General features: G+C 62.2%; 27 protein-coding genes and 2 pseudogenes. 6 read left to right on the top strand and 23 right to left on the bottom strand.

Features of this window, described 5'->3' with window-relative positions; all coding sequences use genetic code 11:
- Window positions 1-29 precede the first annotated feature (29 nt).
- The 3 genes from ACWNC0_RS05110 to ACWNC0_RS05100 form a co-directional block, all read right to left on the bottom strand.
- Entirely contained in the window at window positions 30-719 is a 690-nt protein-coding gene (locus ACWNC0_RS05110; RefSeq protein ID WP_449470051.1) for a GIY-YIG nuclease family protein, read from the bottom strand.
- A gap of 148 nt (window positions 720-867) precedes the next feature.
- Window positions 868-1,281: a hypothetical protein gene (locus ACWNC0_RS05105; RefSeq protein ID WP_449470049.1), complete on the bottom strand. Its 414-nt coding sequence runs from the start codon at window positions 1,279-1,281 to the stop codon at window positions 868-870.
- Window positions 1,266-1,691: a hypothetical protein gene (locus tag ACWNC0_RS05100; protein WP_449470048.1), complete on the bottom strand. Its 426-nt coding sequence runs from the start codon at window positions 1,689-1,691 to the stop codon at window positions 1,266-1,268. The genes ACWNC0_RS05105 and ACWNC0_RS05100 overlap by 16 nt, the downstream gene beginning before the upstream one ends.
- 188 nt (window positions 1,692-1,879) lie before the next feature.
- Here ACWNC0_RS05100 and ACWNC0_RS05095 point away from each other — a divergent pair, with 188 nt between their 5' ends.
- A complete protein-coding gene (locus ACWNC0_RS05095) occupies window positions 1,880-2,206 on the top strand; it encodes a hypothetical protein (RefSeq protein ID WP_449470047.1) in 327 nt (108 codons plus the stop codon).
- Window positions 2,207-2,320: 114 nt separating this feature from the next.
- Here the strand turns inward: ACWNC0_RS05095 and ACWNC0_RS05090 are convergent, their stop codons facing one another.
- Window positions 2,321-3,352, bottom strand: a complete 1,032-nt coding sequence (locus ACWNC0_RS05090) for a site-specific integrase (RefSeq protein WP_449470044.1) — start codon at window positions 3,350-3,352, stop codon at window positions 2,321-2,323.
- A gap of 358 nt (window positions 3,353-3,710) precedes the next feature.
- On the opposite strand from ACWNC0_RS05090, the gene ACWNC0_RS05085 reads away from it, so the two are divergent.
- Window positions 3,711-4,046 carry a helix-turn-helix transcriptional regulator gene (locus tag ACWNC0_RS05085; RefSeq protein ID WP_449470043.1) on the top strand — a complete coding sequence of 112 codons (336 nt, stop codon included), beginning with the start codon at window positions 3,711-3,713 and terminating at the stop codon, window positions 4,044-4,046.
- Window positions 4,036-5,334 (top strand): type II toxin-antitoxin system HipA family toxin, encoded by a 1,299-nt coding sequence (locus tag ACWNC0_RS05080; RefSeq protein WP_449470041.1) that lies wholly within the window; start codon window positions 4,036-4,038, stop codon window positions 5,332-5,334. Before ACWNC0_RS05085 ends, ACWNC0_RS05080 begins: the two co-directional genes overlap by 11 nt.
- Here the strand turns inward: ACWNC0_RS05080 and ACWNC0_RS05075 are convergent.
- Window positions 5,331-6,122, bottom strand: a complete 792-nt coding sequence (locus ACWNC0_RS05075; RefSeq protein ID WP_449470039.1) for a hypothetical protein — start codon at window positions 6,120-6,122, stop codon at window positions 5,331-5,333. The two genes, ACWNC0_RS05080 and ACWNC0_RS05075, sit on opposite strands and share 4 nt — an antisense overlap.
- Window positions 6,123-6,288: 166 nt before the next feature.
- Here ACWNC0_RS05075 and ACWNC0_RS05070 point away from each other — a divergent pair, with 166 nt between their 5' ends.
- Window positions 6,289-6,903 (top strand): hypothetical protein, encoded by a 615-nt coding sequence (locus ACWNC0_RS05070; RefSeq protein WP_449470038.1) that lies wholly within the window; start codon window positions 6,289-6,291, stop codon window positions 6,901-6,903.
- Window positions 6,896-7,627 carry an RES family NAD+ phosphorylase gene (locus tag ACWNC0_RS05065; RefSeq protein WP_449470036.1) on the top strand — a complete coding sequence of 244 codons (732 nt, stop codon included), beginning with the start codon at window positions 6,896-6,898 and terminating at the stop codon, window positions 7,625-7,627. Before ACWNC0_RS05070 ends, ACWNC0_RS05065 begins: the two co-directional genes overlap by 8 nt.
- 6 nt (window positions 7,628-7,633) lie before the next feature.
- Here ACWNC0_RS05065 and ACWNC0_RS05060 read toward each other — a convergent pair whose 3' ends face one another.
- Window positions 7,634-8,311 carry a DsbA family oxidoreductase gene (locus ACWNC0_RS05060; RefSeq protein ID WP_449470035.1) on the bottom strand — a complete coding sequence of 226 codons (678 nt, stop codon included), beginning with the start codon at window positions 8,309-8,311 and terminating at the stop codon, window positions 7,634-7,636.
- A 76-nt stretch (window positions 8,312-8,387) separates the two neighbouring features.
- Entirely contained in the window at window positions 8,388-8,531 is a 144-nt protein-coding gene (locus tag ACWNC0_RS05055; protein WP_449470034.1) for a hypothetical protein, read from the bottom strand.
- Window positions 8,532-8,655: 124 nt separating this feature from the next.
- Between ACWNC0_RS05055 and ACWNC0_RS05050 the strand changes: the two genes are divergently transcribed.
- Window positions 8,656-8,865 carry a hypothetical protein gene (locus tag ACWNC0_RS05050; RefSeq protein ID WP_449470033.1) on the top strand — a complete coding sequence of 70 codons (210 nt, stop codon included), beginning with the start codon at window positions 8,656-8,658 and terminating at the stop codon, window positions 8,863-8,865.
- 7 nt (window positions 8,866-8,872) lie between these two features.
- Here the strand turns inward: ACWNC0_RS05050 and ACWNC0_RS05045 are convergent.
- The 16 genes and pseudogenes from ACWNC0_RS05045 to ACWNC0_RS04970 all read right to left on the bottom strand — a co-directional run.
- Window positions 8,873-11,677: pseudogene (locus tag ACWNC0_RS05045) on the bottom strand (conjugal transfer protein TraG N-terminal domain-containing protein).
- A gap of 8 nt (window positions 11,678-11,685) precedes the next feature.
- The gene (locus ACWNC0_RS05040; RefSeq protein ID WP_449470031.1) at window positions 11,686-13,101 is read right to left on the bottom strand and encodes a conjugal transfer protein TraH; all 1,416 of its coding nucleotides are present in this window, start codon (window positions 13,099-13,101) and stop codon (window positions 11,686-11,688) included.
- A gap of 62 nt (window positions 13,102-13,163) precedes the next feature.
- Window positions 13,164-14,018: a conjugal transfer protein TraF gene (locus ACWNC0_RS05035; protein ID WP_449470029.1), complete on the bottom strand. Its 855-nt coding sequence runs from the start codon at window positions 14,016-14,018 to the stop codon at window positions 13,164-13,166.
- A 183-nt stretch (window positions 14,019-14,201) separates the two neighbouring features.
- Complete coding sequence (locus tag ACWNC0_RS05030; protein ID WP_449470028.1) at window positions 14,202-16,046, bottom strand: conjugal transfer protein TraN; 1,845 nt, start codon at window positions 16,044-16,046, stop codon at window positions 14,202-14,204.
- Window positions 16,043-16,786, bottom strand: a complete 744-nt coding sequence (trbC, locus tag ACWNC0_RS05025) for a type-F conjugative transfer system pilin assembly protein TrbC (protein ID WP_449470026.1) — start codon at window positions 16,784-16,786, stop codon at window positions 16,043-16,045. The genes ACWNC0_RS05030 and trbC overlap by 4 nt, the downstream gene beginning before the upstream one ends.
- A 9-nt stretch (window positions 16,787-16,795) precedes the next feature.
- Complete coding sequence (traU, locus tag ACWNC0_RS05020) at window positions 16,796-17,818, bottom strand: conjugal transfer pilus assembly protein TraU (protein WP_449470024.1); 1,023 nt, start codon at window positions 17,816-17,818, stop codon at window positions 16,796-16,798.
- A complete protein-coding gene (locus ACWNC0_RS05015) occupies window positions 17,815-18,084 on the bottom strand; it encodes a hypothetical protein (RefSeq protein ID WP_449470023.1) in 270 nt (89 codons plus the stop codon). The genes traU and ACWNC0_RS05015 overlap by 4 nt, the downstream gene beginning before the upstream one ends.
- A complete protein-coding gene (gene traW, locus ACWNC0_RS05010; RefSeq protein ID WP_449470021.1) occupies window positions 18,084-18,737 on the bottom strand; it encodes a type-F conjugative transfer system protein TraW in 654 nt (217 codons plus the stop codon). Before traW ends, ACWNC0_RS05015 begins: the two co-directional genes overlap by 1 nt.
- Window positions 18,734-19,270: a S26 family signal peptidase gene (locus ACWNC0_RS05005; RefSeq protein ID WP_449470020.1), complete on the bottom strand. Its 537-nt coding sequence runs from the start codon at window positions 19,268-19,270 to the stop codon at window positions 18,734-18,736. Before ACWNC0_RS05005 ends, traW begins: the two co-directional genes overlap by 4 nt.
- Window positions 19,251-19,898, bottom strand: a complete 648-nt coding sequence (locus ACWNC0_RS05000; protein ID WP_449470018.1) for a TrbI F-type domain-containing protein — start codon at window positions 19,896-19,898, stop codon at window positions 19,251-19,253. Before ACWNC0_RS05000 ends, ACWNC0_RS05005 begins: the two co-directional genes overlap by 20 nt.
- The gene (locus ACWNC0_RS04995; protein WP_449470017.1) at window positions 19,891-20,247 is read right to left on the bottom strand and encodes a hypothetical protein; all 357 of its coding nucleotides are present in this window, start codon (window positions 20,245-20,247) and stop codon (window positions 19,891-19,893) included. The genes ACWNC0_RS05000 and ACWNC0_RS04995 overlap by 8 nt, the downstream gene beginning before the upstream one ends.
- Window positions 20,235-22,844, bottom strand: coding sequence for a type IV secretion system protein TraC (traC, locus tag ACWNC0_RS04990; RefSeq protein WP_449470016.1), 2,610 nt, complete (start codon window positions 22,842-22,844; stop codon window positions 20,235-20,237). The genes ACWNC0_RS04995 and traC overlap by 13 nt, the downstream gene beginning before the upstream one ends.
- Window positions 22,844-23,845 (bottom strand): TraV family lipoprotein, encoded by a 1,002-nt coding sequence (locus ACWNC0_RS04985; RefSeq protein ID WP_449470015.1) that lies wholly within the window; start codon window positions 23,843-23,845, stop codon window positions 22,844-22,846. The genes traC and ACWNC0_RS04985 overlap by 1 nt, the downstream gene beginning before the upstream one ends.
- The gene (locus ACWNC0_RS04980; protein ID WP_449470013.1) at window positions 23,842-24,750 is read right to left on the bottom strand and encodes a DsbC family protein; all 909 of its coding nucleotides are present in this window, start codon (window positions 24,748-24,750) and stop codon (window positions 23,842-23,844) included. Before ACWNC0_RS04980 ends, ACWNC0_RS04985 begins: the two co-directional genes overlap by 4 nt.
- A complete protein-coding gene (locus ACWNC0_RS04975; RefSeq protein ID WP_449470012.1) occupies window positions 24,737-26,068 on the bottom strand; it encodes a TrbI/VirB10 family protein in 1,332 nt (443 codons plus the stop codon). Before ACWNC0_RS04975 ends, ACWNC0_RS04980 begins: the two co-directional genes overlap by 14 nt.
- A 2-nt stretch (window positions 26,069-26,070) precedes the next feature.
- A pseudogene (locus ACWNC0_RS04970) lies at window positions 26,071-26,248 on the bottom strand (conjugal transfer protein TraK); the annotation flags it as partial.

Raw genomic sequence — 26,248 nt, 5'->3', positions numbered from 1 at the left:
TGAGACCGCGTTTCCGGCCAAGCCTTCGATCAATTGCGATTAAGCCCCATTTCGCGGCTCTGGAGCTTGCGTTTCCAGAGCTGCTCGATGGCGACGATTTCCTCATGAGACGCAGCGCTTCCGCTCACCTCGAGGATACTCACCTGATAATCGCTGGGTTCACTGCTCTTGAGGCCAATGTTCCCGCCATGTCCGTCCTGGGCATAGTTGGCCCATCGCCCGAAAAAGCCGCCGTCGCCGGTGGCTGACCCCACATACTGCTCCTTGGTTTTGGCAGACGTCAGCAGATAGACGCCGCGCGCAGCGCGCAAGGCCGAAACCCACGTGACCGGCAAGCTGTTGATCTCGGATATGTTGGCCAGGAAGTGCGTGTAGCCCGGGAAGACATCCTCCCGGAATTGTCGTGTCAATTCGACGATCGGCTTGTTCTGACGATCGGGCCGCTGGACCCAGCTTCGCGCGCCAGCACCCCATTCGATCCAAAGGCGACCGATGTAGCCCTCGAGATAGGCAGCCCGTGCCGTGCGATAGCGATCGAGGTCGTCCCGCGTGAGGGTTGCGCCTGGAACACCGAAAAGAGGATCGATCCAGTCCGCGTCCGCCAAGCCATCGCGCTCCGCCGAATAGATTCCCGCGAAAAGGGTGCCGCCACTCGGCGGAACTACGAAGCTCGCCCAGATGGGCGCGGCGAGGCTCGCGCGATTCCTGAGGGTCTGCACACTCTGATATTCTTCGAATGCCGGCAGCTGATCTCGCCAAAGGACATAAGGTGTTCGTCCATTCGGCGCCCTCGTTTGATGGCGCAGCAGACGAACTCTTGCGGGTTCCAGCCCAGCATTCACCAAAAGGTCGGTGAAACGCAGCACCTCAAGACTCTCCGGCCGGGTTGTGGAGTCGACGCATGAAAGTGCGTCCCGTCACGAGGACGACGTGCAACCTGAAGGTCGAGTGATCCTCATCAGACAAGCCGGGATGCGACCCGTCCGTGTGGAGCATCTTGAAAAGGCCATTGATGAAATTCTTTCCCTCGCCACCCCATTCGTTTCGATCGATCGCGAGAAAGCCCCGATCGGCAAGAAGCTGTCGCCGGTTTTCCGATGACGGAAGCTGGCCGGCTCGCGCTGGCTCGATATGGAATGCGATCGCGTCGAACAGGCTCTCGAGGAAGGTCCGCAATTGAGCGTTGCACGCTGCCCAGTCACCGCGGGTGTGCGCTTCGATTGCCTGGTCGAGATGCCCCTGGGGGGTATGAAACTGGTAGAGCCTCAGAAGCTCATGCAACTCATTGTCGCTGGCGGGAAGGTCGACTTCGTCCGGCAGCGCCGACCGAAGCCGCAGCTTTTCCCCCGATCGCCGATCTCGACCGCGAACCCGTCGCGCGCCAGCCCGCGCAGGAATGCAGTCTGGACGTCTGTTTTGAAATGAGGGTTCAGCACCCCGAGCGCTTCGCGAACCACGGCCTCGCCCAACGTTACGGTCCCATCGACAGTTTGGACGGTTTGGCCGGAACGCTGCACCAGCAGGCGGCCGAGCTGCCCACACTTTTTGGCCACGCTGAGGCCAGCGCCGTCCGAGATTTCATCCTCTAGACCTAGACGCAGGACCATCTGGTCAAAAGCGGCCTGCGTATGCCGTTCAAGCATCTCGGTCGCGGCAATCAACGTTGGCCTTGTAAATGGCGCGACGCGCATCAATCCCCCCTAAGATATGTGAACACAAACATTGGCGCCGGAAGCGTTGGAATTAATAACAATCCATCGCCTAGCTGCGCTTCGATCTTGTCGCTAGCGCAAGACCTTGATCCATGAAACGAGTATGATCCGCGACGCCAGCAATACGATTGCGTCCACGTTCGGCCATGAAGGAGCATCGATCAGCGATGGAAGAAGAGCGGAATGACTATGTCGCAAAACTGCGTCGAGCGATCGTGCGGGCAATTTGCGAAGCGTCAGTCACCGAGGCGGACCCGACAACCGGCGATCGGGGAGACACGCTCTATATCGGATCCGCCGAGGTCTGCGAGGCGCTCACCATCCTCCTGGCCGAGTTCATCGAGGGGGTGCCTGGTCTCGACACGCCGCGAGACATCAGGGCGATGTCGGAAACAGTTGCGAAAAAGCTCCGGATTGGAATTGCGGAGATCCGGGAGCATCGCGCAAAAACCGGGGCCCAGCCGCCGCCTTCAATCATCGTTCGATCCAACTAATGCCGGCGGATCCGGGATCGGAGCGGCGTCACTATTGAAACGGCGCGATGACGGCGCGCTGCTGGTGAGGACCGTCTGTGACGACTGATCAGCTGCACTCGACTAGATCGCGATCTATAGGAAGCGAGAACCGGCGTGATCGCGGAACAGTTCGGCGTCGCGCACATAGTCGGACAGCACCTGCACCGACTTGTGGCGACTGACGTCCCGCATCTTGAAGATGCTCGCGCCCTGCCGCGCCGCCTCGGTGAGGAAGCCAGATCGTAGAGAGTGACCGGCGAAGGCGCCCGGGTCAAAGCCGGCATCGGACGCGCAACGCTGAACCAGTCGGGCAATCGCGCGATCGGACATGGGATCAGCCGTCAGTTCACCGCCGCGCGTCAGCCGCCGGAACAGGGGACCGCGATCGAACGAGATCAGTGGATTGCTCAGTTGCCGCGCCGCTTCCATGGCCGCCTCGGTCCATGCGAGCAGCAGCGCCTTCGGCCGAATGCGGTGCCCCTCGGGAATGGCGACCACCGCACCTTCACCCGATTGATCGGTTTTCGACCGACCGATCAACAGCCGCAGCCCTTCGGTCGGCAATTCGACGTCGTGGATCCAGAGAGCGACGAGTTCCGAGCGGCGCAGCGCCGCAGCCATGCCGATCGCCAGCAGCGCACGGTCGCGGATTGCGCGAAGGTCGTCGCCCTTAATGGTAGCTAGCATCGCACCCAGCGCGCCGGCGTCAGCCGGTGCTTTTCGATCCTTGCGGGTTCCGAGCGTGTTACGGATCCCAGCCAGCACCTCGAACATTGCACCAGCACCCGACTGTTCCTGGGGTGGATCCATCCCGGCCTGGCGATGATGGTAGCCGATGGCAGCGAGCCGCCGTCCGACAGTGTTGGCCTTTAGGCCGTTGTCGGCCTCGGATGCGAGAAACGTGGCGACAACGGCGGGCGTCGCCGGCATGCTCTCGAGGCTGCGCGCTTCACACCAGGCAACGAAGATCTTCCAGTCCGAGCCATATGCTCGCTGCGTCGCGGCAGATCGCGACGCGCGCGCATAGTCGGCCGCGCGCTCGACCTCTGCACGAAGAATATCGGGCAGCTCCGATTGCGGCACCGTGGCGGGCAGTTGGTCGTTGAAGCCGTCGTCTGGTGGCATGTGGTCATCTTAAAACCCCCTCCCCGGCGCGTCAATCTTGTGTCCGAGAATCACACTTATCGGACACAAGATTGACGCATTAGCTAGGTCTGCGGAATCGAATTCCGGGTCCCGGCGGCGGCGTTTGCCTAGTAGAAGCAGCGCTTCCCGCCGGTTCCGGCCTCGCTCGGCTACCCGACCCGCCGCCGTTCCGGGACGAAGCTCTTCGATCCCGCCAATGACCGATATGGCCGCCATAAATGCGCTTCATGGCTGCCGTTGCAGTCATTCCACAAGATTCGGTTTGAAATCACCCTCTGACCGGTATAATAGGCACAAATTCTACTCGCGCCTGCTAGAACGGTCATAAGGAGATATCGTGCCGGAACATCTACGCACCTATTCGCGCACGACACGGGAAGCCCTGGGCTTGCTCGGCCAGCAGATTCGTCTTGCCCGCAAACAGCGTAAAATGACTGAGGCCGATCTTGCCGCACGCATCGGAATTGCGCGCAGCACCCTCCAGTCGATCGAAAAAGGGCAGCCCAAGGTCGAGATCGGCCTCGCCTTCGAGGCGGCAGTGCTGCTGGGCGTGCCGCTGTTCGTGGATGAGCCGTCGCGGCTTGCGCCCGAGGTCGCACATATGGCCGACAAATTGGCATTGCTCCCGCGATCGATCCGGCGCCCCCGTTCCGAGCCGCGTGATGACTTCTGAGCCGAACGTAGCCCCGCCTTATGCCACCGAGGCATACGTCTGGATCTGGCTTCCTGGTACACTGGAACCAGTGGTCGCCGGACTAATCGAGCGCCAAGGCAATGTGCACGTTTTCACCTATGGGCGTTCCTATCTCGAACGCCACGGCGCGATCCCTATCTTCCTTCCGGAGCTCCCACTCGGTCGCGGAGCGAACGTACCAACTCCCCCGCTCGACACAGCAGGATGTCTTCGAGACGGTGCACCGGATGCTTGGGGGCGACGTGTCATAATCAACCGGCTGACGGGTCTACATGGAGACGCCGCGAGCAACGTCGAGTTCGACGAGTTGACCTTCATGCTCAACTCAGGGTCGGATCGTATCGGCGCGCTCGATTTCCAACGGTCGCCTGATCGCTATGAACCACGCGAGCAGGAAAATGCGACCCTCGAGGAGCTTCTCGACGCCGCCGGCCATGTCGAACGCGGCGAGCCGCTACCTACTGGCCTCGAAAAGGCCCTGTTTCATGGCAGCTCGATCGGCGGTGCACGGCCTAAGGCGTTGATCGAGGATGGGGCCACGAAGTTCATCGCCAAGTTCTCGGCCACGAATGACACCTACGCGGTGGTCAAATCGGAATTTGTGGCGATGCGGCTTGCCGCGCGCCTCGGCATGAACGTGGCGCCGGTCAGTCTGACGACGGCGAGCGGCAAGGACGTCCTGCTCGTGCAGCGCTTCGATAGGACGAAGGCCGAAGGAGGGTGGACACGCAACGCCATGGTTTCCGCGCTGACGATGCTAGGGCTGAGTGAGATGCAAGCCCGCTACGCGAGCTATGTCGAGCTGGCGCAGATCGTTCGCGCCCGGTTCGTGGATCCGCGCGAGACGCTGCGCGAGCTTTTCGCACGGATGGTGTTCAATATCCTCACCGGCAACACCGATGATCATGCGCGCAATCATGCAGCCTTTTGGGACGGCTCTTCTCTCGCGCTGACGCCTGCATACGACATCTGCCCGCAGGCCCGGAACAGTCACGAGGCGAACCAGGCCATGGCAGTGATCGGCGATGATCGGCGTAGCCTCCTGGAGAATTGCCGCCTGTCTGCCACCTCATTCCTGTTAGGCGATGCGCAAGCGCGTGATATCATCAACGGCCAGGTGAGCGGCATCATCGCCGCCTGGGATGAAACATGTGACGAGGCCGCGCTCAGCAAAATTGACCGCGCCTATCTCTGGCGCCGCCAGATTCTCAACGAATATGCATTTGAAGGTTATGTCGATGATTTGCCGATAAGGCATGCCACCTAGCCCCGGGGGACGACGGATCGGATGCGATCGAGGAAGTAGAAGCCATCCTTGTCGCGCTCGACCCCGAAGGCTTCGCTGCTGTCGTATTTGACCTTGTCGAAGTGCAGCTCCTCGCCATCGACCTCGATCCGGACGAAGGGGTCGCTCGGTCGCTTTTCTTCAGGATCGAAGCAAATCGCGCGCGCGGGCAGTTGTACACTGCCATCCGAAAGGTGCTCGGCCGACCCTTCGACGATTGCATATGCATTGGGAGGATCGCGATATCGCTCCTCAGTAGAGAAGAACGAGATCCGATACGGCACCCGCTCCCCGGCGCCGAGCTCAAAGGTCCGCGGCAGCACCTTGTAGGCATAGGCACCGGACCCGTGGTGGTTCTTCCCCGGAATCCGGGTGAAACCCATGCTCTCCCAGAACGGCTCCGCGGTCCTCGGCGCGATACCGATTTCGATGACCGAGCTGCCATCTTCGAATTTCGACGCAATCATGTGGTCCGCGAGCAGGCGCCCGTAGCCATTCCGGCGTAGGTCAGGCCGTATTTCGAAGAGTCCCTGCCCTTCAAATCCAACCGCCTCGCCGTCCACGACCAGAATATTGATCGGCGCTTCGTCCTCCTGCCAACGCCGCTTCGTTTCATCCCAATTGCAGCGAAATCCGCGATCGGGGATCTCGATGGAATAGTCGCTCTCCCATGCCTTGTTCGCCGCGACGTGTGCCGCTTCCTCCGCATCGAGCCACGCCTCTACTTCGGCCATCATCGCCGCGGTTGCCGGTACGATTTCGATCGTCAAACTCTGCCCCCTCCAGAAACCGCATCAAACGGCGGGTATTGATTATTTAGGATATCGCACTACATTCATATCCAACATATCCGATTGGATCGAACTCATGGCAACGATTTATCCTGATGAGGCAGGCGCTGTAGCGTTCGAAACGCTCTCCGGCACTGCAGCCGAAGTGCGCAAGAAGCTTCGCGCGGCAGATGATGACCAGGTCATCGCGCTCGCGCTCGAGCACGGAACGCCGAAGCTCAGACAGGCGGTCGCTCAAGCGATCACTCTGATCACACCGCTCATTCTGGCACGGCTCGCCCGCCGCGACCAGGAGACGCTCGACAAACTCGTCGAAGCGCTCGTCCCGCAAGTGGCGCCTCCGCAGCATCTTGTCGCAGAAGCCCGGATGAATGCCGAGGCGCGGACCGAAGTGCTCAGGTCGGCCGAATGGCTGAGCGCCGCACAGGTTTCGGAGCTCGCCGGTTTCAGCGGTCGAAATGCAAGCGCCCAGCCCAATAAGTGGAAGCGCGAAGGGAAAATCTTCGCCGTCCGCCAGCAGGGCAACGACTATTATCCCGGGTTTGCGCTCGATGCCGACGCGGGATACCGGCCGCTGAAGGCGCTCGCGCCCATCCTCAAGTGCTTTGGAAGCGATCTTGAAGATTGGGATATCGCGATCTGGTTCGTCTCCGTGAACAGCTTCCTGGGCGGCGTTCGACCGATGGACCTGCTCAAAACTGATCCCGAGCGAGTACTGGCAGCCGCGCAAGACGAGATCGACGGCGTGCTGCATGGCTAGAAAGACGGGCACCACCACCCCGCCGCCTAGCCCCGCCGTAGCCCCCGCACCGGTCAGCCCGTCCGCGGCGGCTACGGCGATCGTCATCCCCACGCCTCCGACCAAGCTCGCCAAACTGATACGGACAACGGCCTGGCCGAAGACCAGGATAATTCACCGCATCCATGAGGACCAGTTCCGGGGCGACGAGTTCAATCCGGGGCCAGACGGCAATGCGCGCTTCAGTCCGATTTGCGACGCGAAGGGAAAATCGATCCCGACCATCTATGGCGGCGAAACCTTCGACTGTGCCGCGATGGAATCCGTTTTTCACGACGTACCCTTTGCGCCCGGGTTCAAGAGCGTCGCAAAACGCAAGCTCAAAGGGCATCATTATTCGCAGGTGCTCTCGAAAGCCGACCTCGTGCTCGTCGATCTCAGCACCACTGCGTTGCGAAATCTCGGGATCAAGCGCGGTGAGCTGATCGAGACCGAAAAGCACATCTATCCCCAGACTCGCAAGTGGGCCGAGGCGATCCACGCGCAATGTCCAGACGTGCAGGGCCTGTGTTGGGTATCGCGTCAAGACGACCGATCCTTGGCAATCGTCCTGTTCGGGGACCGGGTCGGGAAGGCGCCGCTATCTGAGCATGCGCCCTCACTCGACATCGTCGCCGACGATCCGACCTACGCGGACGTCATCACACTGGCGACGCGAATTGGCGTGAAGGTAACCGGCAAGTAGCCTGCGTCAGGCGCCAGCCGCCTGGTTGGCCGGCCCATCCGCCTCCGAGGCGATCGCACGCAACTGACGTTCGAACTCCTCAGGAGGTTGTCCACCCGAAATCAGATAGCGATCGTTCACGACAACTGACGGGACACTGTTGATCCCCCGACCTTGCCACAGCGCTTCCTCCGCACGCACCTGCTCCGCGTACCGATCAGAATCGAGCACTGCGCGTGCAGCCGAACCATCGAGGCCGACCTCTTCAGCCGCCGCGACTAGAGCGTCATAGTCGCCCGGATCACGCTGATCGGTAAAATTAAGAGCGAGGAGCCTGCGCTTGAGATCAATCTGTCGCCCCTCTTCCTTTGCCCATGCTAGCAGGCGATGCGCGTCGAACGTGTTGTAGATTCGGCTGTCATCCGACGTGTTCATGACGAAACCGACCCCGGCGGCACGGTCTCGGATCACATCGCGATTGGAGCGGGCCTGCTCCGGCGTAGAGCCATACTTCTGGGCGATGTGTTCGACGATGTTCTGACCACCGGCCGGCATGTTCGGATTCAACTCGAACGGATGAAACGTGATATCCGCCGCAACCTCACCTTTAAGTGCGTCAAGCGCCTTCTCCAAGCCGCCAAGCCCCACCGCGCACCATGGGCAGGCTATGTCTGAAACAAAATCGATTTTCAGCTTATGGGACATGGGTCCAGGACTCCGCTTAGCTTTACTGTAGATGGTCGCTGCAGCCGCATCGACAAGTTGGGGCGCGCCCGACCGCTTAGTTCGACGGCGCGAACTGCCGCTCGAGAAGATCACGCGCCGCGCGATCTGCTGGATTGAGTGCGGTGAACATCGCCCCGATCAAAGCATATGCGATCAGGCCCAGCACGACGCCCGCCGCAATCTTCAATACGTCTCGCAACTTGCCCTCCCCCAAAAATGCCCATCAACGAATGAACACGGGCTCGACCACGAGTAGGTTACGGGCTACGTCACAAGCTTGTGAACAAACCTCGAACGCGCTAAGTAGCAGGCGGGAGCAATCCATGCGTTTCGTCAAGTTCGATATCCGGACCTACAATCTGACCAAGGGGCTTTCGGGTTCGCCGACGTACACGCATGTCGAAGAAGATGTGCCTGAGATCGAAATAATCACCGACGCGGATGGAAACCCAACTCGTGGTGGGTTGATCGGCTACTACCTGGCTTACGGCCTGATGGCAGCATTCGTGGGCTATATCTTCTTGGTCCTTTAGGCCATCGCTACTCTCTGAGTTTCGGGTCAACGAAGAAGCCGTGATCGCGGCCTTTATTGATCTCCGTCTGTACGTCCGCCGCCCCTTGCACGCGCTGGCCCCTCATCGCGTGAGTAGCCCCTTTTACACCATCTAGTTCCGCCCGACCGGCCTCGATGATAGCGGCAACGTCTCCCGGATTGCCACGACCTGGGCCAACGGGCAGCGGCGCGACTCCGTGCGGTTGGTAAGTCGCGCGCACCTCGGACGCACTTTCAACCGAAGGTCCGTCGACAGGGGTCAGTTCCAGTTCGTCGAGTTCAGCTGAAATCTCAGCTCGAATTGCGGCCTTCTTTTCGCCCATCCAACGCGCAACCATTTCGTCTCGAACCGCGTGCTGCTGTGGCGTTAGCGCCGTTGCCCAAAGTTCGGGTGCATCAAGACCCGGATTGGCAGTCTGCTCCCGCCGATACCACTGCGCCAGCTCTTGGCTAAGATTCTCGCTAAGTTGCATTCCATGCGTCTCCGCATAGCTCGCATCCCTAGAAAGCTGCTGCGACAATTCTTCGAGTCTGCGCGCGCTCTCAGAATATGATTGCGCCCTAGCAAGTGAATCGTCGACCCCGACCGACGATGAGGATGTTCTCGATGACCTGCCGAAGTCCCCGCTCCTCTGATAAGTTCCGTCCGACATCGATGCACCAGAGCCGCTCGCATGCTCGTCCCGGACGCCGCTCGACGAAGTGTTTGCACTCTCACTCCCGCGGGACTCGTCTGTCCGATACCCCAGAGCGTCGATCTGCGAACCTGACTTCGTAACGCTTCCAGAAATCCCGGGGAGCAGGCGGCCTCCGTTTTTTCCGTTACCTCCGCCGGATCGCCCTCCCCCACCGATCCCCCCGGAGACCGTCCCCGATACTTGGTCCTGCGTTTGCGCCTGGCGGTCGTGGGACTCGGAAACTCGCTGATTCTGCGAAATCGTCGAACGTTCGTCGATTCCCTCAGTGCTGGATCCTGTGCGCCGATCGAAACTCTCTATGGAAGTGTTCGATTGCGTGCCGCTGTGTGAATCCCAGCCGCTCGATATTTCGGTTGAGTTACCGAATGCGCTCCGGTTCGTGTGGGTGGCGGTCAACGTATCGCTCGCGTGGTGTTCGCGAGCGACCGCCGCGCGATGCGCCGCGCTTGCCAACTCGCGAAGTTCAGCGTGCGTTCCAGTCGTTAAGGTCGGAGAAAACTGGAGCCGAGACAAAGCGCCGGCGGTGTCATAGACCTCTTCACCATTGCCATAGCCGTGGATGACCGTCCCATTGTCAGTTCGGAATCCCATCGAGGGTGCGCCGGCCATATAGCTCGCAGCCGTCGTCCACTGATTGCTCTGACGCATGTTCGAAGTGAGGTTAGCCCAGCTCTCGTTTCCGTAGCTGTAGTTGCCCGTCGTTTGCTCCACCGCCGCGGTCTCCGCCGCATTCTGCGCTGGCGCCAGCATGGACATGGATTGGCCGGCGATCGACATCGCACCGCGGGCGAGCCCGGCTGCGAGAAACGGGACGCTCATCAACATGAAGCCCGCAATCGTCGCGGTTTCGGCGTTCACTGCTCCGATCCCGGCCCAGCTCCCAAGTGAGACCCCGCCCGAAGCCAACGCGGTTGACGCCGCCTCGGCTCGCGTCATGCAGATCATGTGGAGGATGACGTAAAGCGGCCCCCAAGCTGCGAGGTAGAAGAACCCCATCGCATAACCCTTGAGCGTGCTTATCCCGGTCTGCGGAAGCAGGAACAGGGGAAAGATGACAGGGAACATCGCGAAAAAGACGACCGTGAGCACGATGTTCAGGATCGGCACCCACGCCATCGCCTGCTGCGCGATCGAGTTATAGGTGTTCCTCGCCTGGATATCGGCCCGCGTGACGGCAAAGGTGTCGATTGCCGCCGAGCCGGTCCCGCCAGCCATCGAGTTTCGAGCCTGCATGAACGCATTGATCGCGGTGTTCTGCCGCATCGCTTCGGAATAGCCGGCACTCGAACCCGTGAAGGCCTGATTCACGATCGGCAGGTCGTGTTTCAGTTTTGCCGCGGCCGCCGCCGTGCTCAGCTTGGGATAGACCTCCAATCCCCAGAGGTTGGAGTTCGCCTCGATCATCTGGTTCCATTGGCCGGACAGCGTATCGTACGCCTGGCGACAGGTGATGATGTGGCTCGAAATGCCGCCCGTGTCGCGCGTGATGAACTCCTGGGAGCGGGCGTTCGACCCAGGACCGATTGCCGACCAAAGGTCCTGCGCCTTGGCGAGTTCGGTCAGCGACTTTCGATACAGCATGATGTCGCCGAAGACGCAGTTCTTGAAGTGGGCCTCCAGGTTGGTCGCGAACTCGGCATCACGGATGATGAAGTTGCGGCTCGCGTCGAACAGCCTGGCTCCATAGACCATGCCGTTGCTCGTATAGTTGAGCTCGGCGGGCATCACGAACACCGTCTCGGCGGTCCGCGTCAGATAGTCTCCGACCTGGCTCGTGAAGCTGGCGAGCATCCCGAGGCCCAGCGGCACATTGTCGACCGTCGCGGGCGCAAGCGACGGGTTGATACGGTCGGTCACCTTTACGCTGATCGTGGGGACCATCAGGCACATGTAGATGAGCGTCGATTGCAGGAACCAGTTGAACCAGGGCTCGCCAGTTGAGCGTGAAGGCGACCACGCAAAGCGAGTAGATGAGGCCCATGACCATCACGACCCGGAGGAGCGAGCGATAACCCCCTCCCCCGACCACGCCGCGACCGCGTTGAACGTGTTGACCAGATACTCCCCGCCGCCGGTGGTGAAGACCTCGAGCATGGCGACGCCTAGTTCAGCCCTTGCGCGTTCAGTCCGCGCGAAAAGTTGAGCGCGGCGACCATCCCCGGCGTCATCGAGTTCTGGAGCGTGGACTCGAGCATCATGCTTCGATTGATCAGCTGCATCGTCACCTGCAGCTTGTTGTTGAGCTTGAGATCGCGCTGCGCATATTTAGCCCGGGCTGCCGCGATCTGCGCTTTCCACGTCGCCGCCGTCACCTGGTCCGCCGTCTGGAAATGAACCGTCGACTGCTCAACCCGGGCCATCATGTTGTCGAGCATGGCGTTGAGAAGGTCGACCGCGGTGATCTCGGCGAGCGCCTGAATCTCCCCCGGTGAAAGCGAATAGTGGGCGAACGACTGGACGGCGAGGATCTTGAAGATCGGCACGGTCGCGATGTTCAAGAGCTGCTTTTCTGCCGCCGTGAGTGGTTGGTCGGTCCGGATCTTGTCGTTCATCGACTGGATCATCGCCTCGATGCGCGGACGCAATGCAGTCGCCCTCGACACCGTGAGCTGCCGGTGACCAAGCTTCATGCATTGATCCGCCGAGTATCCGTCACCTGCTTCGCATGTCAGGACATTCACTGGTGGCGCGCCAACCGTTCCATCGAGCAGTGCCGTCACCACCGCATCCTCGGCGGGTCCAATCATCGAGACGTTGCCGGACTGGCCGTCCTTGGGCGGCGTCGTCACGACCGTCCCGACCAATGTCATGATATATTCGGAGAACTCCTTGTCGAACGCGCCGAACTTTTCGGACTTGCGAAGCGCCTCCCAGGTATAATTGTGCGGCTCTCCGACGAGCTGCTCGGCCATCGCCGCATCGGAATTGCCCGCGATCGTCTGGTCGCGGCGGTTGCCGTTGTTGCAGCCTTGCCGCGCCGCCGCCCAATCCGAGAAGACCCCTTGCGAGTTGCCGATCGCTTCGCAGATCGTGGATCGGGTCGTCTCCATTTGCGGCCAGATCCCGCCGACGAGCGCCTGTGCTGCCTCGCAGCTCGAGATGTTCATCTGGTTGAGGAGCTGCGCCTTCTGACTGAACTCATCCATCACCTTGCCGATTTCCGGCGAGACGGAATCGATCGCGAGCTTGAAGGCAAACCCAAGGGCATTGTTCGCGGTGGCCTTCAGCATTGCGACGATTTCGGATGCGTTGATGAACGAGAAGGACCCGGAAAACAGATCGATACCACCGCACCCGGCCCTCGCGTCGGGAAGCTGCAGATTGAAGGGCTGCACGCTCTTCTGCGGAAAGCGCGTCCAGAGGTTGCCCATCGAATAATAGCCGGCGGACTGCCCCTGGTACGCGCTTGGACCGGTCACATTTGCCGCGCCACCGGCATCGCTGAAGAAGCTGTTCATCTCGCCCGCGACATCCGCCCGCGCCACGCCGCAAAGCGCGAAGTGTGTAGCAGCGAGCATGGAAATCATTGCCCCCGCGCGCCGGCCGAGGAGACGCTTCCGAACCTGTCTTTGATAGCCCATCAGTAGTCGCTCCCCACTTTGGTGTTCGTCAGCATGAAGATGCGATCCATGATCTCGTCCGTCGTCAGGATGCCGTAGCCAACGGGGATCGTGCGCTTGGTCACGGTGTCGAACAGCACCAGTGCGGGGGTCTCGTTCCCGGTGAGGCCCATGCGCCTGCGCTGGCCAGAATCGACGACATAATCAGGGAAGGCCTTGCTCGGTCCCCCATCCATCGAAACCGCCATGACGGTCATGCGGTGGCTATCGGTCACCGAGCGCAGGATCGGCGCGAAGATCTCGCAGGCTCCGCAGCTCTGGGCAAAAAAGTAAAAGAGCCCGTACCGCTGCCCGAGGTTGGTCAACACCGCATCGCGATCAGCGGCCCGATTATCCAGCCAGGCCCGCTTGGCGACGGTCGAGACGGGCCGCTGGAGCGTGTAGTCGATGTCGGGGTTCTGCCATAGCGCGCGTTGCCAGGTGTCGGCGAAGGTCGACGCACGGTCGAGCTGCTCGCGCTGAAAACGCACGTAAGCGATGACGTTCTCATCGGTTGGCTCGAGGATCGCTCGGGCCTTGAGCTCATCGAGCTGCTTGCTGATGCTGGCGATGCGCTCTGCGGCACTTTGAGGCGGAATCAGCGGCACCGCCGGCTCAGGATTTTCGGCTTTAGGGTCGGTGCAGTAAAACCACTCGCCGAGCCGGCGCTCACCGCAATAAAAGTCATCCGGAGCAGGAGACGCCTGCTCTGACGCACTCACTGAAAGCACCGCATGCTCAGCGCGGGCGGCCGCATCCTGGCCATTAGCGTTGCCTGGGACGGATAATGAAATCGCGGCCGAGGCAAGCACGGCCACCCTAGCGAGCGTCAACATTGTCAACGGTCCTTTGAGCTTGGCAGCCGGCCCCTTTTGTGGCCGGCGCGGATGGGGTGGTGATGTGGGGGATTGAGGGCTTGAGCTCGAACGCGAGCGATTGGCGGCGATCGTGGCTGCTGGAGCCCGGACGCGGGTTGGAGCCACCGATCGAGTGATCGCGCGGGTCTGGCGATAGCCCGGTCATGGGTTATGCAACTCATAGTAGTCCTGAATTCTGGACTGGATATCGGTCATCGCCTCCACCTCGTCGGGCAGCTTCGCGGCGTCGACGAAGTCCGAGTAGATCTCGGTAAAATCCATCACGGAGAGGTCGAGCCTTGAGAATTCGTCGACGGTGAACCCCTCGCATTTCTCGGTCTTGGGGCTCGCCCACGGCTTGCCGAGTTGGGGCCTGCCCTGTTCCTGGAGGATGCGGCTGAGCTTGCTTTCAAAGCAGCAATAGACCGTCCGCTTGCTCTCGCAGATGCCGAGAAAGCTGGAGCTGCAATAGGTTCCGACCTTGTGGCAGAATCCCATGCGGTCCTTGATGTCCAGGACCTTCTCATCGTTCGAGCAGGCGAACATCGTCAAAAATGGCGTGGCGAGCGCGGCGATTGCAGCAGGTCCGCCAGCGAGAGCAGCCGCGCCGGCCGCTACCGTAACCGCCCCGGACGTCTTCCCGGCACAGCAATTGACCAACCCGAATATGGGCTTGTGGCATCCTTCACGCGTACCCGAAAACACCCGAAGCGTTGCCGGATCGAGCTCATTGCTCGCCTGGTCAATCGCGTGCAGCGCGACGAGCGCGTCCTTGAACTCCGTCGAAGCTTCCCGGACGATCGGCTCGCACTCGCCGTTTAGGCAATAGACGTCGTTCCCGCAGATGAACTGATTGGGCTCGCTCGTCGGCGCACCCGGCGTCGGGCACCGATAAACTCGCTCGGTGACCTTGCAGCGTCCGTCCGTCGGCGGGTCATCGAGGCAGTCGTCGCGGACATAGGCGCATTGACCGTTCGCCTCGAGATCACCGCAATCATTGCCCTGGGTGATGCGCTTGCAGCTATATTCACGCGACCACGCCCAGCAGGCTTCGGTGACCGGCACGCCGTCAATGATCCGGGTTTCGGCTCCTTCGGTACAAACGTCCGGCGTCGTCGGCGCCGCGCACATCGTGTCGCCTGCCAATGAGGCACAGCCATCGACCCTCTTGGTCGTAACCGTCGTCTCGGTCGTGGTCGCATGCCAGCCCTTCCCGGTGATCGGGCTCGGCAGCCAGGAGAGGTCGGCGATCTCCTGCGAGCAGACATATTCGGTCGCGTTGTAATCGTCGCAATATTTGTTGGTGGTGACGCCATAGATGCGGTGTGCGGCGCAGGCCTCCATCACGACGCCCGTCGGCCTGCAGGTTCCAGCACTGGCATAAGGAACCATCTGTTCCGCCCGCGCGAACGGCGTCCCGTAGGCACCCGTCGGCACGACGAAATATTTGTAGGCGGTGACCGTTGTAGCTTCGGGGACCATCCTGATCGAGCAGGCTTGCGCCTGTTCCTCAATCCGATCCCCCTTATTGCAGGTGGCTTCATAATAGCCGGCCGTTCCGGCGCCCGGAGGAAGAGGCTGACACTGGCCGCTCCCTGAACTGATGTTTTCGCCGGCAAGATAGGCGTCCGGATCCTCCGACACCGCCTTGGCACGCTCGGTCGTCGCCAGGATTTCCGCGTTGGAGAATGTCGGCCGAACATGAGCGGGATCCGCCGCGATCTGGTATTGCTCGTTCGTGCCCTTCAACGCCTGAGCGTCGTTGATCAGCTGGTCGGGATCGTCGAAATAGGTGCTCTGGGGGATCGACGTGCCGTTATAACCCGGCACAGCCTCGGCCTGGCTTTCCTCGTTCGGAACGAGATCGGAATTGCGCTTCGCCGCATTGCCGAGCGCCCTACCCTCCTCGCGCGCCTGATCTGCCGTCATCTGCGCCGACGCGAACGCCGGTAGGAGCGTCAGGGCGAGCGCGATTCCAATGCCTAGCGAGGCGAACCGCGGCATCATCGCGCACGCCGGATGTTGGCGAGCGCGACCGAAGCAATCCTCGCACCGGGTCCATTTCCGTCGGCGAAGCTGCTCAGCGCATATTCGACCGAAACATTGCCGGTCATCCGATCATAGGGCGGCACGACCGTGCGGCACGAAAAGCCCGCGCACAGATCGAAGTCCGACGAAACCGCGACATATGTCGGCACGGCCTGAACATCGAATGCTCTGAAGAGGCGCGGATCGATGCCTACGTTCGAGAAGTCGTCCCGCTTGTCGACGATTTTTGCGACACCCGCCGCGAACTGTTTGGCGTCATTGTTGGGAAACCCCCGGAACACAACGATGCCTCCTGCCTTCGCAGTGTCGCGCACGAGCTGTTTCAGCGATTGGGGCGGCATCGAGAGGCTCGCGAAAACGATGAACTGCGGCGCGTCGCCGGCGGGCGTGCTCGCGTTCGCTGCGGCCCCCTGCACCAGCTCGTCGAAATCGACAGCGCCCGTCGGTCCCTCCGGTAGCTCCGCGGTCGCGATCCGCCTCATATTGTCGGTTCCGCCGTCGTGCACCGTTGTCGCGTCTTCGCGGAACTGATCGCCGCGGTCCTTCACATGCTCGACGAATATCTCGGCGTCCGAGGCCATCGCCGCGGCGCGCGCTTTGACAGCCTGGATGTCGACGCCCTCGACCGTTTGGGCAAGAACGGCAGTAACGCCGGCGGCAGTCGCGAGGGCGGTGACGCCCCAGATCACTAGGCGCATCGCATCCTCCTACAGCACGCAGCAATTCCGCTTCCGCCAGACGAGATAACCCATGTCTTCCCCGCCGGCGGGATAGGCCCGTCCTGAATCGGGCGGCATGGTCGATGCACCGATCGCCGAGCAGGCGAACCGACCGCTAACCGTCGGGATCGGATTGACCATCTGGAAGCGATATTGCTGCTTGCGCATGATCGGCATGACGTAGGTGCCACAAAGTGCGCGCGAGCCCATCGAGCCCCACGCGAGCGCCTCGCGGTGCATCTTGTAGGCGAAGCGGGAGAGCGCCAGGCGCGACGACTGCACATGACCGATGGACGACGGGATGTTGCCGTTGAGCGGGTACATCGAGCCCTGACAGCCCGCGCACCAGAAGAGCTCGTCGAGCGGAAGACGCGCCGTCGCCGCAATGCAGTCGCCGGCGCACGCCACCTGCGCGATCGGGTTGGCGAAAACGATTGCCTCGGGATTGATCAATGTTGTGAGCGAGTCATCCTGCCAGAGCGGATCGATCTCGGTCATGTAGGCGATGTCGAATTGCGCTTGCTCGAAACAGGCGAAGTCGGTGAGGATCTCCATCCAGTAGAGAAGCGGATAGACGTACCAATGGACGTGCCACTTCGCAGTGCTCTGACTCCTCCCGCCCACCATCGATGGGCCGGCAAGATACCCCTGCCCTATGTCAAAGCCCGGGGCGATCTTCATCCCGCCAAGGTTCGTGAAGCACCATGGCTTCATCGTCACATCGGCGAGGCGCGCCGGCTCCCAGAAACCGACCGAGATCCCGATCCGCGGAAGCGGACTGCCGCAGAAGCATATCGGTGACGCGGGATTTGAAGGATCGGGACGACCGCTCGGCCAGATCTTGAGCCCTCCTACGGAAAGCGGGAACAGGCACGACCAGCACACGTCGGTGATCGGGTTCACGAACTTGCCCGTGCATGTCGCGCCGGCCGCCTCGGCCCTCGCCGAAAAGGCAAAGGCCGCGGCGACCAGCGTCACCAGCGCGACGAGGTATTGGATAGAGCGCCTCATTTCGCCTCCCCGAGCTCATTGAGAAATTGCTCGTCGGCGCGGCGCTTCCGGCCGATGTAAAGGCCGGTGTAGAGCACTGTCGCCACCAGAAGTCCGGCGCCGAGCGGGACGGCGAGCCGGCCGCAAATCGGCTTCAATTGCGCGAAGAAGCCGACGAAGACTGCCGTCGCGACGCAGAGAAGCTGCCACGTGCGGCGCATCCGCCGCAGCGATCTGGATTCAGGCGCCGCCATCGGCGTCGTAAGCAGATCGAACCAGAGCGACATCAGCCCTTCCCTCCGGCAAGCGCCGTCTCGGTGACGCGCATCACCCTGCCCGCCTGCCTGACGACAGCCGGCGTGTGCTCGATCCCGAACCGGCGGATGAGCTTTCCCTCCTGATCGAAATAGAAGCGGCGCTTCAGGGCCGTCATCTGCTCGATGGGGGAGCCGTCGACGAAGATGATCTTCGCCTTCAAGTCGGTGAACTGCTTCGTCGCCCAGGTCAGCTGCGCGGAGTCATCGCCGTCGATGAATACGAGAGCCTGCCGGACCGCTACGAAATCGAGCGGATTTATCCGTTGCCCGGCCGACGCGATCAAATTGCCCTTATGGTCGCGGACATCATGGTCGATCGTTACCGACGGGTCGAAATCCCAAACCCGTATTTCTACGGCAGGCGAAAGGCCAGCCACAGGGGTCGGCCGACGAACCTTCGCTTCGACCCGCTTTGCGAACATCGCGTTGGTTCGCGCGAGCTCTCCACTCGCTTCGGCATGCTTGAGCCTGGCCTCGATGGTCGCGAGAAGATCCGGCTCGATGATCGGGAAGACCTGTCCTGCCCGACCGTAATCCTTCGCGGCACTCGGCGCCGATCCGCCGACGGACAGCACGACGAGCAATCCCGCGGCGGACGCGAGCCCGATCCACGCGCGCCTCACAGCACCGGCTCCCCGGTGCCCACGATCTGCGGCGCGCAGACGAAGCCGATTTCCCTGTAGCGACTGTCGAAGCCGTCCTTGTGAGGCGTTCCGACATAGTAGCAGCCTTGGGGCACTATACCGGTCGCTCCAGGTGTCAGCGGCTCGCCGAAGCGGGTGCGCGGCTTCATCCGTCCAACCCACTTACCGTTCACGGCTACGTCAGCGCCGACATGAGCGACCGTATCACCGGGCATCCCGTAGACGATCTTGCCGAACATCCGCGGCGCGTCCCCGAAATGTCGCCTGACCAGCGCGTTCGCCGGCGGATCGAAGAACACATAATCACCCCGCTCAGGCGCTCGGTTGCGATGGATGACGAACGCCCAGTTCGGCAACGATTCCGACGCATTGATGAGAAGCGCATGGTCCTCGCGCCAATCCGCGATCGTCGTCAGCGATATCGAGGTCAGGACAAGCAACCCGAGGATTGCCCATAGCCGCTTGCTGGGGCGCCAGCCGCTGCGCCCGGTCTCACTCACCGCCGTTGCCATTGGGCCCTCCAAAGGTCGAAACCGTCGCCGCGGGAGGAGTCGGGATCGCTTCGCCGGCCGGCGCTGGCGCGGGGAAGCCCGATTGCGCGTTCACTTGAGGCGTGGACGGCGTGGAGACTGCGGGCGCAGCCGGCATTTCGACCGGCGTTTCGGCGGTCGCCTGCTGCATACGCTGCAGATCAGCCGCGGTAGCACGTTTGGGCAGCGGTATGCCGGACGCGAACACCGCCTTCTTGACGGAATCCGTGATGTCGTCGACGTCCTTGCTGAGAACTGCCTCGCCGACCAAGACGACCTGGCCCTTCCCGCTACGCGCCTGGAGCTCATTGTCGAGGGCTTGCATGAACCGCTGCATCTCAACCCGCACTTGCTCCGGCTGCGAGGCTGAAAATCGCTGCATCTCGACATAGTCGCCGACGACATCGGCCAGCCTTACGGAGACGATGTGGTCCTGCCTTGCGGTGACGGTCTTCGTGATCCAGACAGCCCAGACCACCGCGACCAGGACGAGGAAACCCGCAGTCAGTTCCACTCGACTGAACCCGCCGAAACCCGTTCGGCGCAGTGGGGCGACGGGCTTGCGCTCGGAGTTTCGCACGGGAAGATCGAGTTCAGACTGGTCATTCATCGTTCTGGTCCCCCTCGAGGAGATCGGATGGGAACATCGCTTTGCGACGGAAGAAGATCACAGCGGAGCTGATGATGGTGTGGGCTGCGACGATCTGGAGCTTGAACGAAGTGACGCGATCGGCGTCGGCCGCCACATAACGGCTTGCGAGATTGTTAAGCTGGTGCATCATTCCATCGATCGAGAACGAGCCGATCGCGAGGAAGAAGAGAACAAACAGCCCCCAGGTGATCAGCATCGTCGTGGCGAGAAAGCCGATGAAGTGAAGACCCCAATAAAGAGCCGCCTGCACGCGGGGCCCGATCTTCTTCAGCCGCCCGGCAATTCCATCTCCTGCTAACGTCGCCATCGTCTCACTCCGCCGCAATCGCCAGGTCCGCGATCGGCATTCGCGGCCCATTTTTCTGGATTTTCAGGATATGCGACGCGCTCGATCGCCTCACCCATGGACAGACCGTCGGCGATCAGTCCCTCGATCCGCGCGAACGTCTCCGGGCTCGAGGAATAGAGCGCGGCAGAATAGGGATCGAGAACGAGGCGGCCGACCGCCAGTGTGTCCGGCCCCTTGATCATAATGTCGGAATATTCGGTGCCGTTGCGCTTCAGCGACCGGAGCAGCGCATCCGTATGATCGTCCATCTCGAAGCGGTCGTGCTTCTTGAAGTCGGCGATCGTCTCTTCCTTCTGCTGGAGGATGACGAACCAATCGCTGTTCTCAAGCGCTGCGATCGAACCGGCCGACTTGTAATAGTCGTTCAGCGATTGCGTGGAGGTGACCAGCGAGGCGAAATATTTACGGCAGGTTCGCGCGAAGGCTTCGATGAAGTCCGCCATCGAACCCCCGCGGAGCAGCTGCCAGGCCTCGTCGAGGAACAGCGCCTTTGGGATCGCGCGGTCGACCTTGCGCATCATCTGCTGCGCCATGAACATGATCGCGGTCAGCACGACGCTGCGCAGCTCCTCGCGCGCCGAAAGGTCCGAGAGCTCGAACACCGTAAGCTGCGCTTGAAGTTCGAACGACACCTCGCCGAGGAAGAAGCGGCCATAAGTGCCGGACGAGGAGAAAGGGCTCATCGCGATGGCGAGATTGCGCGCGAGCTCGTTTTCCGTGGCCTCGAGCGCCGCGATCACATCATCGATCGAACCGGCGCGCTGCTTTTCCTCCCAGACCCTGTTCACCGCGCCGTCGATCAAGCCGCGCTCGGTGTCGTTGAGCCGATCGATATGGCGAGACATCTGGGAGATGATCGCCTTGAGCATCGCCATGCAGTCGAGGAGATAGTCTTCATCCTCGGCCGCCAGCGTTTCGTCGATCATCGAAAAGGGGTTGAGGCAGAAGCCCGACGACATGGTAAATTCGACGAAGGCTCCGCCCTGCAGCTTCGCCGAGTGCTCGAAGCTGCGGCCGTCGTCGATCACGACCACCTTCGCGCCCGCGCCGCACAGTGAAGCGCACAGCTCCTGAAGCGCGACGGATTTGCCCGATCCCGACTTTCCGAAGACCGCGACATTGTGGTTGCCCGCGGCATTCTCGAAGGGCGACCAGAAGAAAGGCTGTCCCCGGCGACCCACCAGCAAGAGATGCGGCTTCGTTCCGCCCAGATACTCCCCCTGAATCGGCGCAAGGTTCGCCGCAGTGGTCGTCAGCAGCGTGCGCATCCGCTTCATGCGCTCGAGGTCGCGGGCAAGACCATTGCCGAGCGTCATCGGCATGGCGGCCAGCAGGCCCATCGTCTGGAGATACCGGTCGTCGAGCAGGTCCCAACCCGCAGCTCGATAGACCGATTTCAGCACTCGTTCGTTCGCGTCGCCTCGGCCCTTCGGCGAGTAGCTGGTCACGGAGAAGAACACCCGCACGAGCTTGCGCCCCTGCCGCAGCTCCTCATTCACGTACCGCCATTCCTGGCTCTGATCGCGAAGCTGGGGAAGGAAGCGAGCCGACTTGGAATCCGCCAGACTCGTCGTACGCATGAACTTGAAGCTCGCCCTGTTGGTGGCGGCCTGCGGGTCCGGAAAGTCGACGCACAGGTTCGTCGAAACCGGACAGGGCATGCGCAGCTTGTCGGTGAAAATATCCCCGACAAGCTTGGCCATGTCCCACGGCGCCCAGCGTTGCGGCAGGTTGCGGACGCTGAACGTCCGTATGTCGAACGTGTCCGGGTAGATCTCGCCGATCTCCGGAGCGCCGTGGTGAACGACCCCGGTCGCGCGAAATCTTTCCGTTCGCAGGAGCATCCGGTCGGGCTCGATCTGCACTTCGATATCGCGGCGGACGGCCTGGTCGGCGATCGGATCGAAAGGATTGTAACTGACCACGTCCTCGCCCGCCGCGGTGGTCGGCGACGTGAGGTCGTCAATCCAGCCGATCAGCATCGAAGGGTCCATCTTTCGCGACGAGACGCCGATCGACGACAGCGCCGCCGTGAACCCCTCGATGACAGCGACGATCTCCTCGTTAGAAATGCTGCCGCTGTCCGGTGTCGAATAGGAGATCGCGACCCTGTGGTTGCGCAGACAGAATGGCGCGTCGGCAGAGAGGGAGTTCCAGACACCGTTGGTGAGGAAGTCGACCCGATGCTTGGCCATGAGCTCGTAGACGCCGGCGGCCGTGTAGCGGGGCAGATACCATTTGCTGAGGCGATCGCCGACCCTCGGGCTCATCCAGCCGTGGATCTGAAGGCTGCCGGGCGCCGGGATATTCTCCGAGAGGAGCTGGGCCAGTATGTCGCCGGTGCGCTCATTCGCCCCAACAAGCGGCGCAACCTCGAGTACGAATCCCCGACTTGCGCTGTTGAAGAAGATCCCGGTCTTCGGATCATAGGACCGGTAGGGCAGCCAGTCGGCGAACATGGGCACGCCGATCGGCGGCCGCTCGCGTTCCGCGCGTCGCGAATCTCCGAACAGCCGTGAAATAAGGCTGTCGAGTGCGCCAGGTGCCGCCGACATCACTGGTCCTCCGCGATTGCGCCGGGAAAGCTCGCCGACCTCACCGTCGGCTTGACGACGGGCTCGGGAACCGATGCACGGGATCCGGTTGTGGCATCGCGCGCCCGGGCTTCCGCATCGCCGGCGGCCTCGACATAGCGCGGGTCGGCCTTAAGGCGGCCGACCGCCGCCGAAGCCTCGGGAGTTGGCTGTACGGCCGAAAGGGTTCCCCTGAGGTCCACCGGACCCGGACCGCTCGATCCGTTGGCATTCGGGGTCCTTGACGGGGCCGGCGATCCTTCCCCGGACGCCGCATTCATCTGCTCCGGACTCGCCAAGGCCGCCCCCTCGGATGGAAGCCTGGCAACCGTCGCGGGCGCCGAACCTGACGCCCGCGACGGCGCGCTGCCCGCCTTGGGGGCTAAGCGAGCAGCAACCTCGGATTTTATGGCACCGATCGGATCGTCTCGGCGGGCGCGCGCGGCCTCGATGGCTGCGGGATCGGGCAGGTTCGCCGCAGCCGCGGTGACTTCCGCTTCAGCACCATCGACTATCTCGGCGAGCGATGGTTGTAGCCGCAGCGCGCCGAACCCATCGGCCGCGATTGCGGGATGGTGGCCAGCGACGATCGCGCGCTTCCAATCGCCGGTCTCGACGACGGTCCGCACCGCACTCGCTTCATGGAGGCGGCCGCCCTCGTCGACATAGGGCATGAGGACGATCCTCAGAACTTTCTCCTGGGTGCGGCTGACCTCCGATGCCACGCCCGTTCTCACCGGAACGGTGTTCGCGGCCGCTATGCGCCCGGCGGCTGGCGGCTGCTCAAGCGGACCGGTCGAGCCGGTGATCATCGCCAGGGCACGGTCGTCGATCGTCGAGCTTGGGGCGCAGATTCCGTCGGGAGCCCGGCAGGAAAAGCTGCCACTCACATTGCCGCCCATCCCGATGCACCCGCTGAGCGACGAGGCTACGGTGGCTACGGCAATCCCTCGCAACGCGATCGATGCTGCACGCACGCTCACGACTTCGCTTCCCGGAGCCAGGCCTCAAGAAACTCCTTTGGCCGGTATCCTTCGAGCATCGCGCCATCGCTGCGGACGATGATCGGAGTGCCGCTGAGGCCATGCTGCTCCGCGAAACGCTCGTTCGCATCGAGACCCCGGGTATCGCACTTGCCGTCGGAGTCGATCGGCGATCCGGCATAGGCGGCGTGCAGCGCTGCCTCCTGGTTCTTGGCGCAGTACACGCGGTCGGCGATGTCACGGCTTCCCAGGATCGAAATCGGCCTCTCGACGACCCTGACGTCCATCGTACGCAGAACAGATGTCAGTGCCCGGCAGTATCCGCAGCGAAAGTCGGTGAATATCGTGACCGTCTGTGAGGCTGATTTGTTACCCCAGACGATCGATCCGTCCTTCGGAAGGTCCGCGAGCGACAGCATCGCCGGGCGCGCGGGCGTCGTCGTCCGGGTGCCGGCAAGCGATGCAGTTGTCACTGGCGGCGGCCCGGCTTCAGCTTCGCTCGCGGCATTGGCCCGCGCCGCGCCGCCTACCAGCATGTCCGGGTTCATTTCCAACAGCCGAGCGGCGGTTATGTCCTGTCGGTTCTGCATATCGTAGACCCGGCCGATGACCAGATATCGTCCGGTCAGATCGACATAGAACAGGTTGGAGCCTGCGGTGACTTCGCAAAGGCCGTTCACCTTGCTGCAGTCGACCGACGAGATGGTCGTCTTCGGCAGACGGGTCTTGAGCAGTGAGGCAACGTTCGCATCGTCGCGGCTTCGGACCGCGCCTGCGGGGCTGACAAGGTCATGGGCGAATGCGACTGTCGCGGCGCCCGATATGGCGAGAACCAGCGAGATACCGACCAATCGGCGCCGGGGCGCTTCGCTATAGCGACTGCGCAACCACTCAATTGCGGACATATACACCCTCCAGGAAGACGATTTCAACGTCGATGCCGGTCGGCATCTCGATGACGGGCTGGTACTGTTCAGCGCGCTCGATCAGATATTTCGAGACGTCCTTGCCCGATTCCGCGGCACCGCCTCCGAGCGCGCGGAGGCCGACATTCCCTAGGCTCGGCGTGTGATTGATCTCGCCATTGCCGCCAGAGCTGATGGTTGCGAGCGGCGCGTTGAAGGCGGTGTTCAGCGCATTGCCGCCGCCGCTCACCAGGCCGGCGAGGAAAGCCTGCATCGCAAGCGAGCCCTCCCGGCTGACCACCCTGCCCCGCACTCCGGTCTTGCCACCGAACGCGATGAAGCCCTTCACTTCCGCGACGGCATAGCGTCCGCCCGGCTGCGGACAGGTCATCTTCTGCAGCTTGACGTAGACCTTCTCGCTCGACAGATCGCCGCGCGCCGCGCCATTGACGAGACATCCCTCGATCTTGGTCGTGAGCAGCTTTCCATTCGCGTAGACGCTTCGCGCGGGCCCCGTGACCCGAAGGACCACCGGCAGCGGATCCGCCTGACCCGAAACGCCCGCGCTCGCATCGACGCCGACGATGACCTTCGCGGAGGCGAAGCTGTTCGGCGGGAGATAGTTGGGGCTGTCCGCGTAGACGGTGTTGCCCTTGGCCACCTTGGACGCTGTGCCGCCGTCCCCCGTCTGAAAGCTGACCGTCTCGACCTCGGCCAGGCCGCCGGCGCCGCTGAACCTGCCGCCCTTTGCTGCCCCCGCATCATCGGGCTTCTGATAGGCTTGCGGACCATTTGGACCATACATGGCGGACGGTCCCGGCGCCGGGGGTGCCGCCTGCTTGTCGGCAACCTCCCTCCTCAGCCTTTCGTTTTCGGCCTGGTATGCGCCGAGGACGCGGGCGCCGTCAGCCTGCATCGCCTGGTTCTGCGCCTTCAGCGCCTCGAGCTGCTGGCCGAGCTGGTCGACGCGCGCGGCCTGCGAGTTCAGGCCCTTGAGCTGGTTCTCCTGCCCGCGAAACTGGTTCTCGCTCATCGCCATCCACTCCTGCTGGGAGAGGTTGCGGTTCATGAGATCGTCGGTCTGGACCTTGACGGTGGTGGAGCTGCCGTTGGCGTCATCGGACTTTTCGCCGTCGCCGCCGAATATCCAGAGCGAGGAGATGACGAGGCCGACACCACCGGCTCCGGCAAGCAGCAATCGCTGGCGCTTGCGCGTTGCTTCATTCGCGGCGAGCCCGTCGACCGGCGAAGGCCCCTGCCCGTCCGCCGGCTCATCCAGCTTCGGGCGACTGCGCGAAAAGAGGTCCTTGAGGGCCATTTTTACCTCCCGTTCTGCGCGACGAGATAGGCCGTGGTGACCTTGCCCGGTCCGAGGTCTGGATCCGCGATGGAGACAGCGAGCGCGCTAACCGGCGCAACGTTTCTTTCGTCGAGCATAACGGCGCTCGGCCCCGTATTCTCGATGCGGAGCACCTTCCCTGTCAGATCCGTGCCGCGA

Source organism: Sphingobium chungangianum (assembly GCF_977014255.1).
The sequence above is the reverse complement of the archived record's forward strand: the minus strand, read 5'-3'. Positions and strand labels throughout refer to the sequence as shown.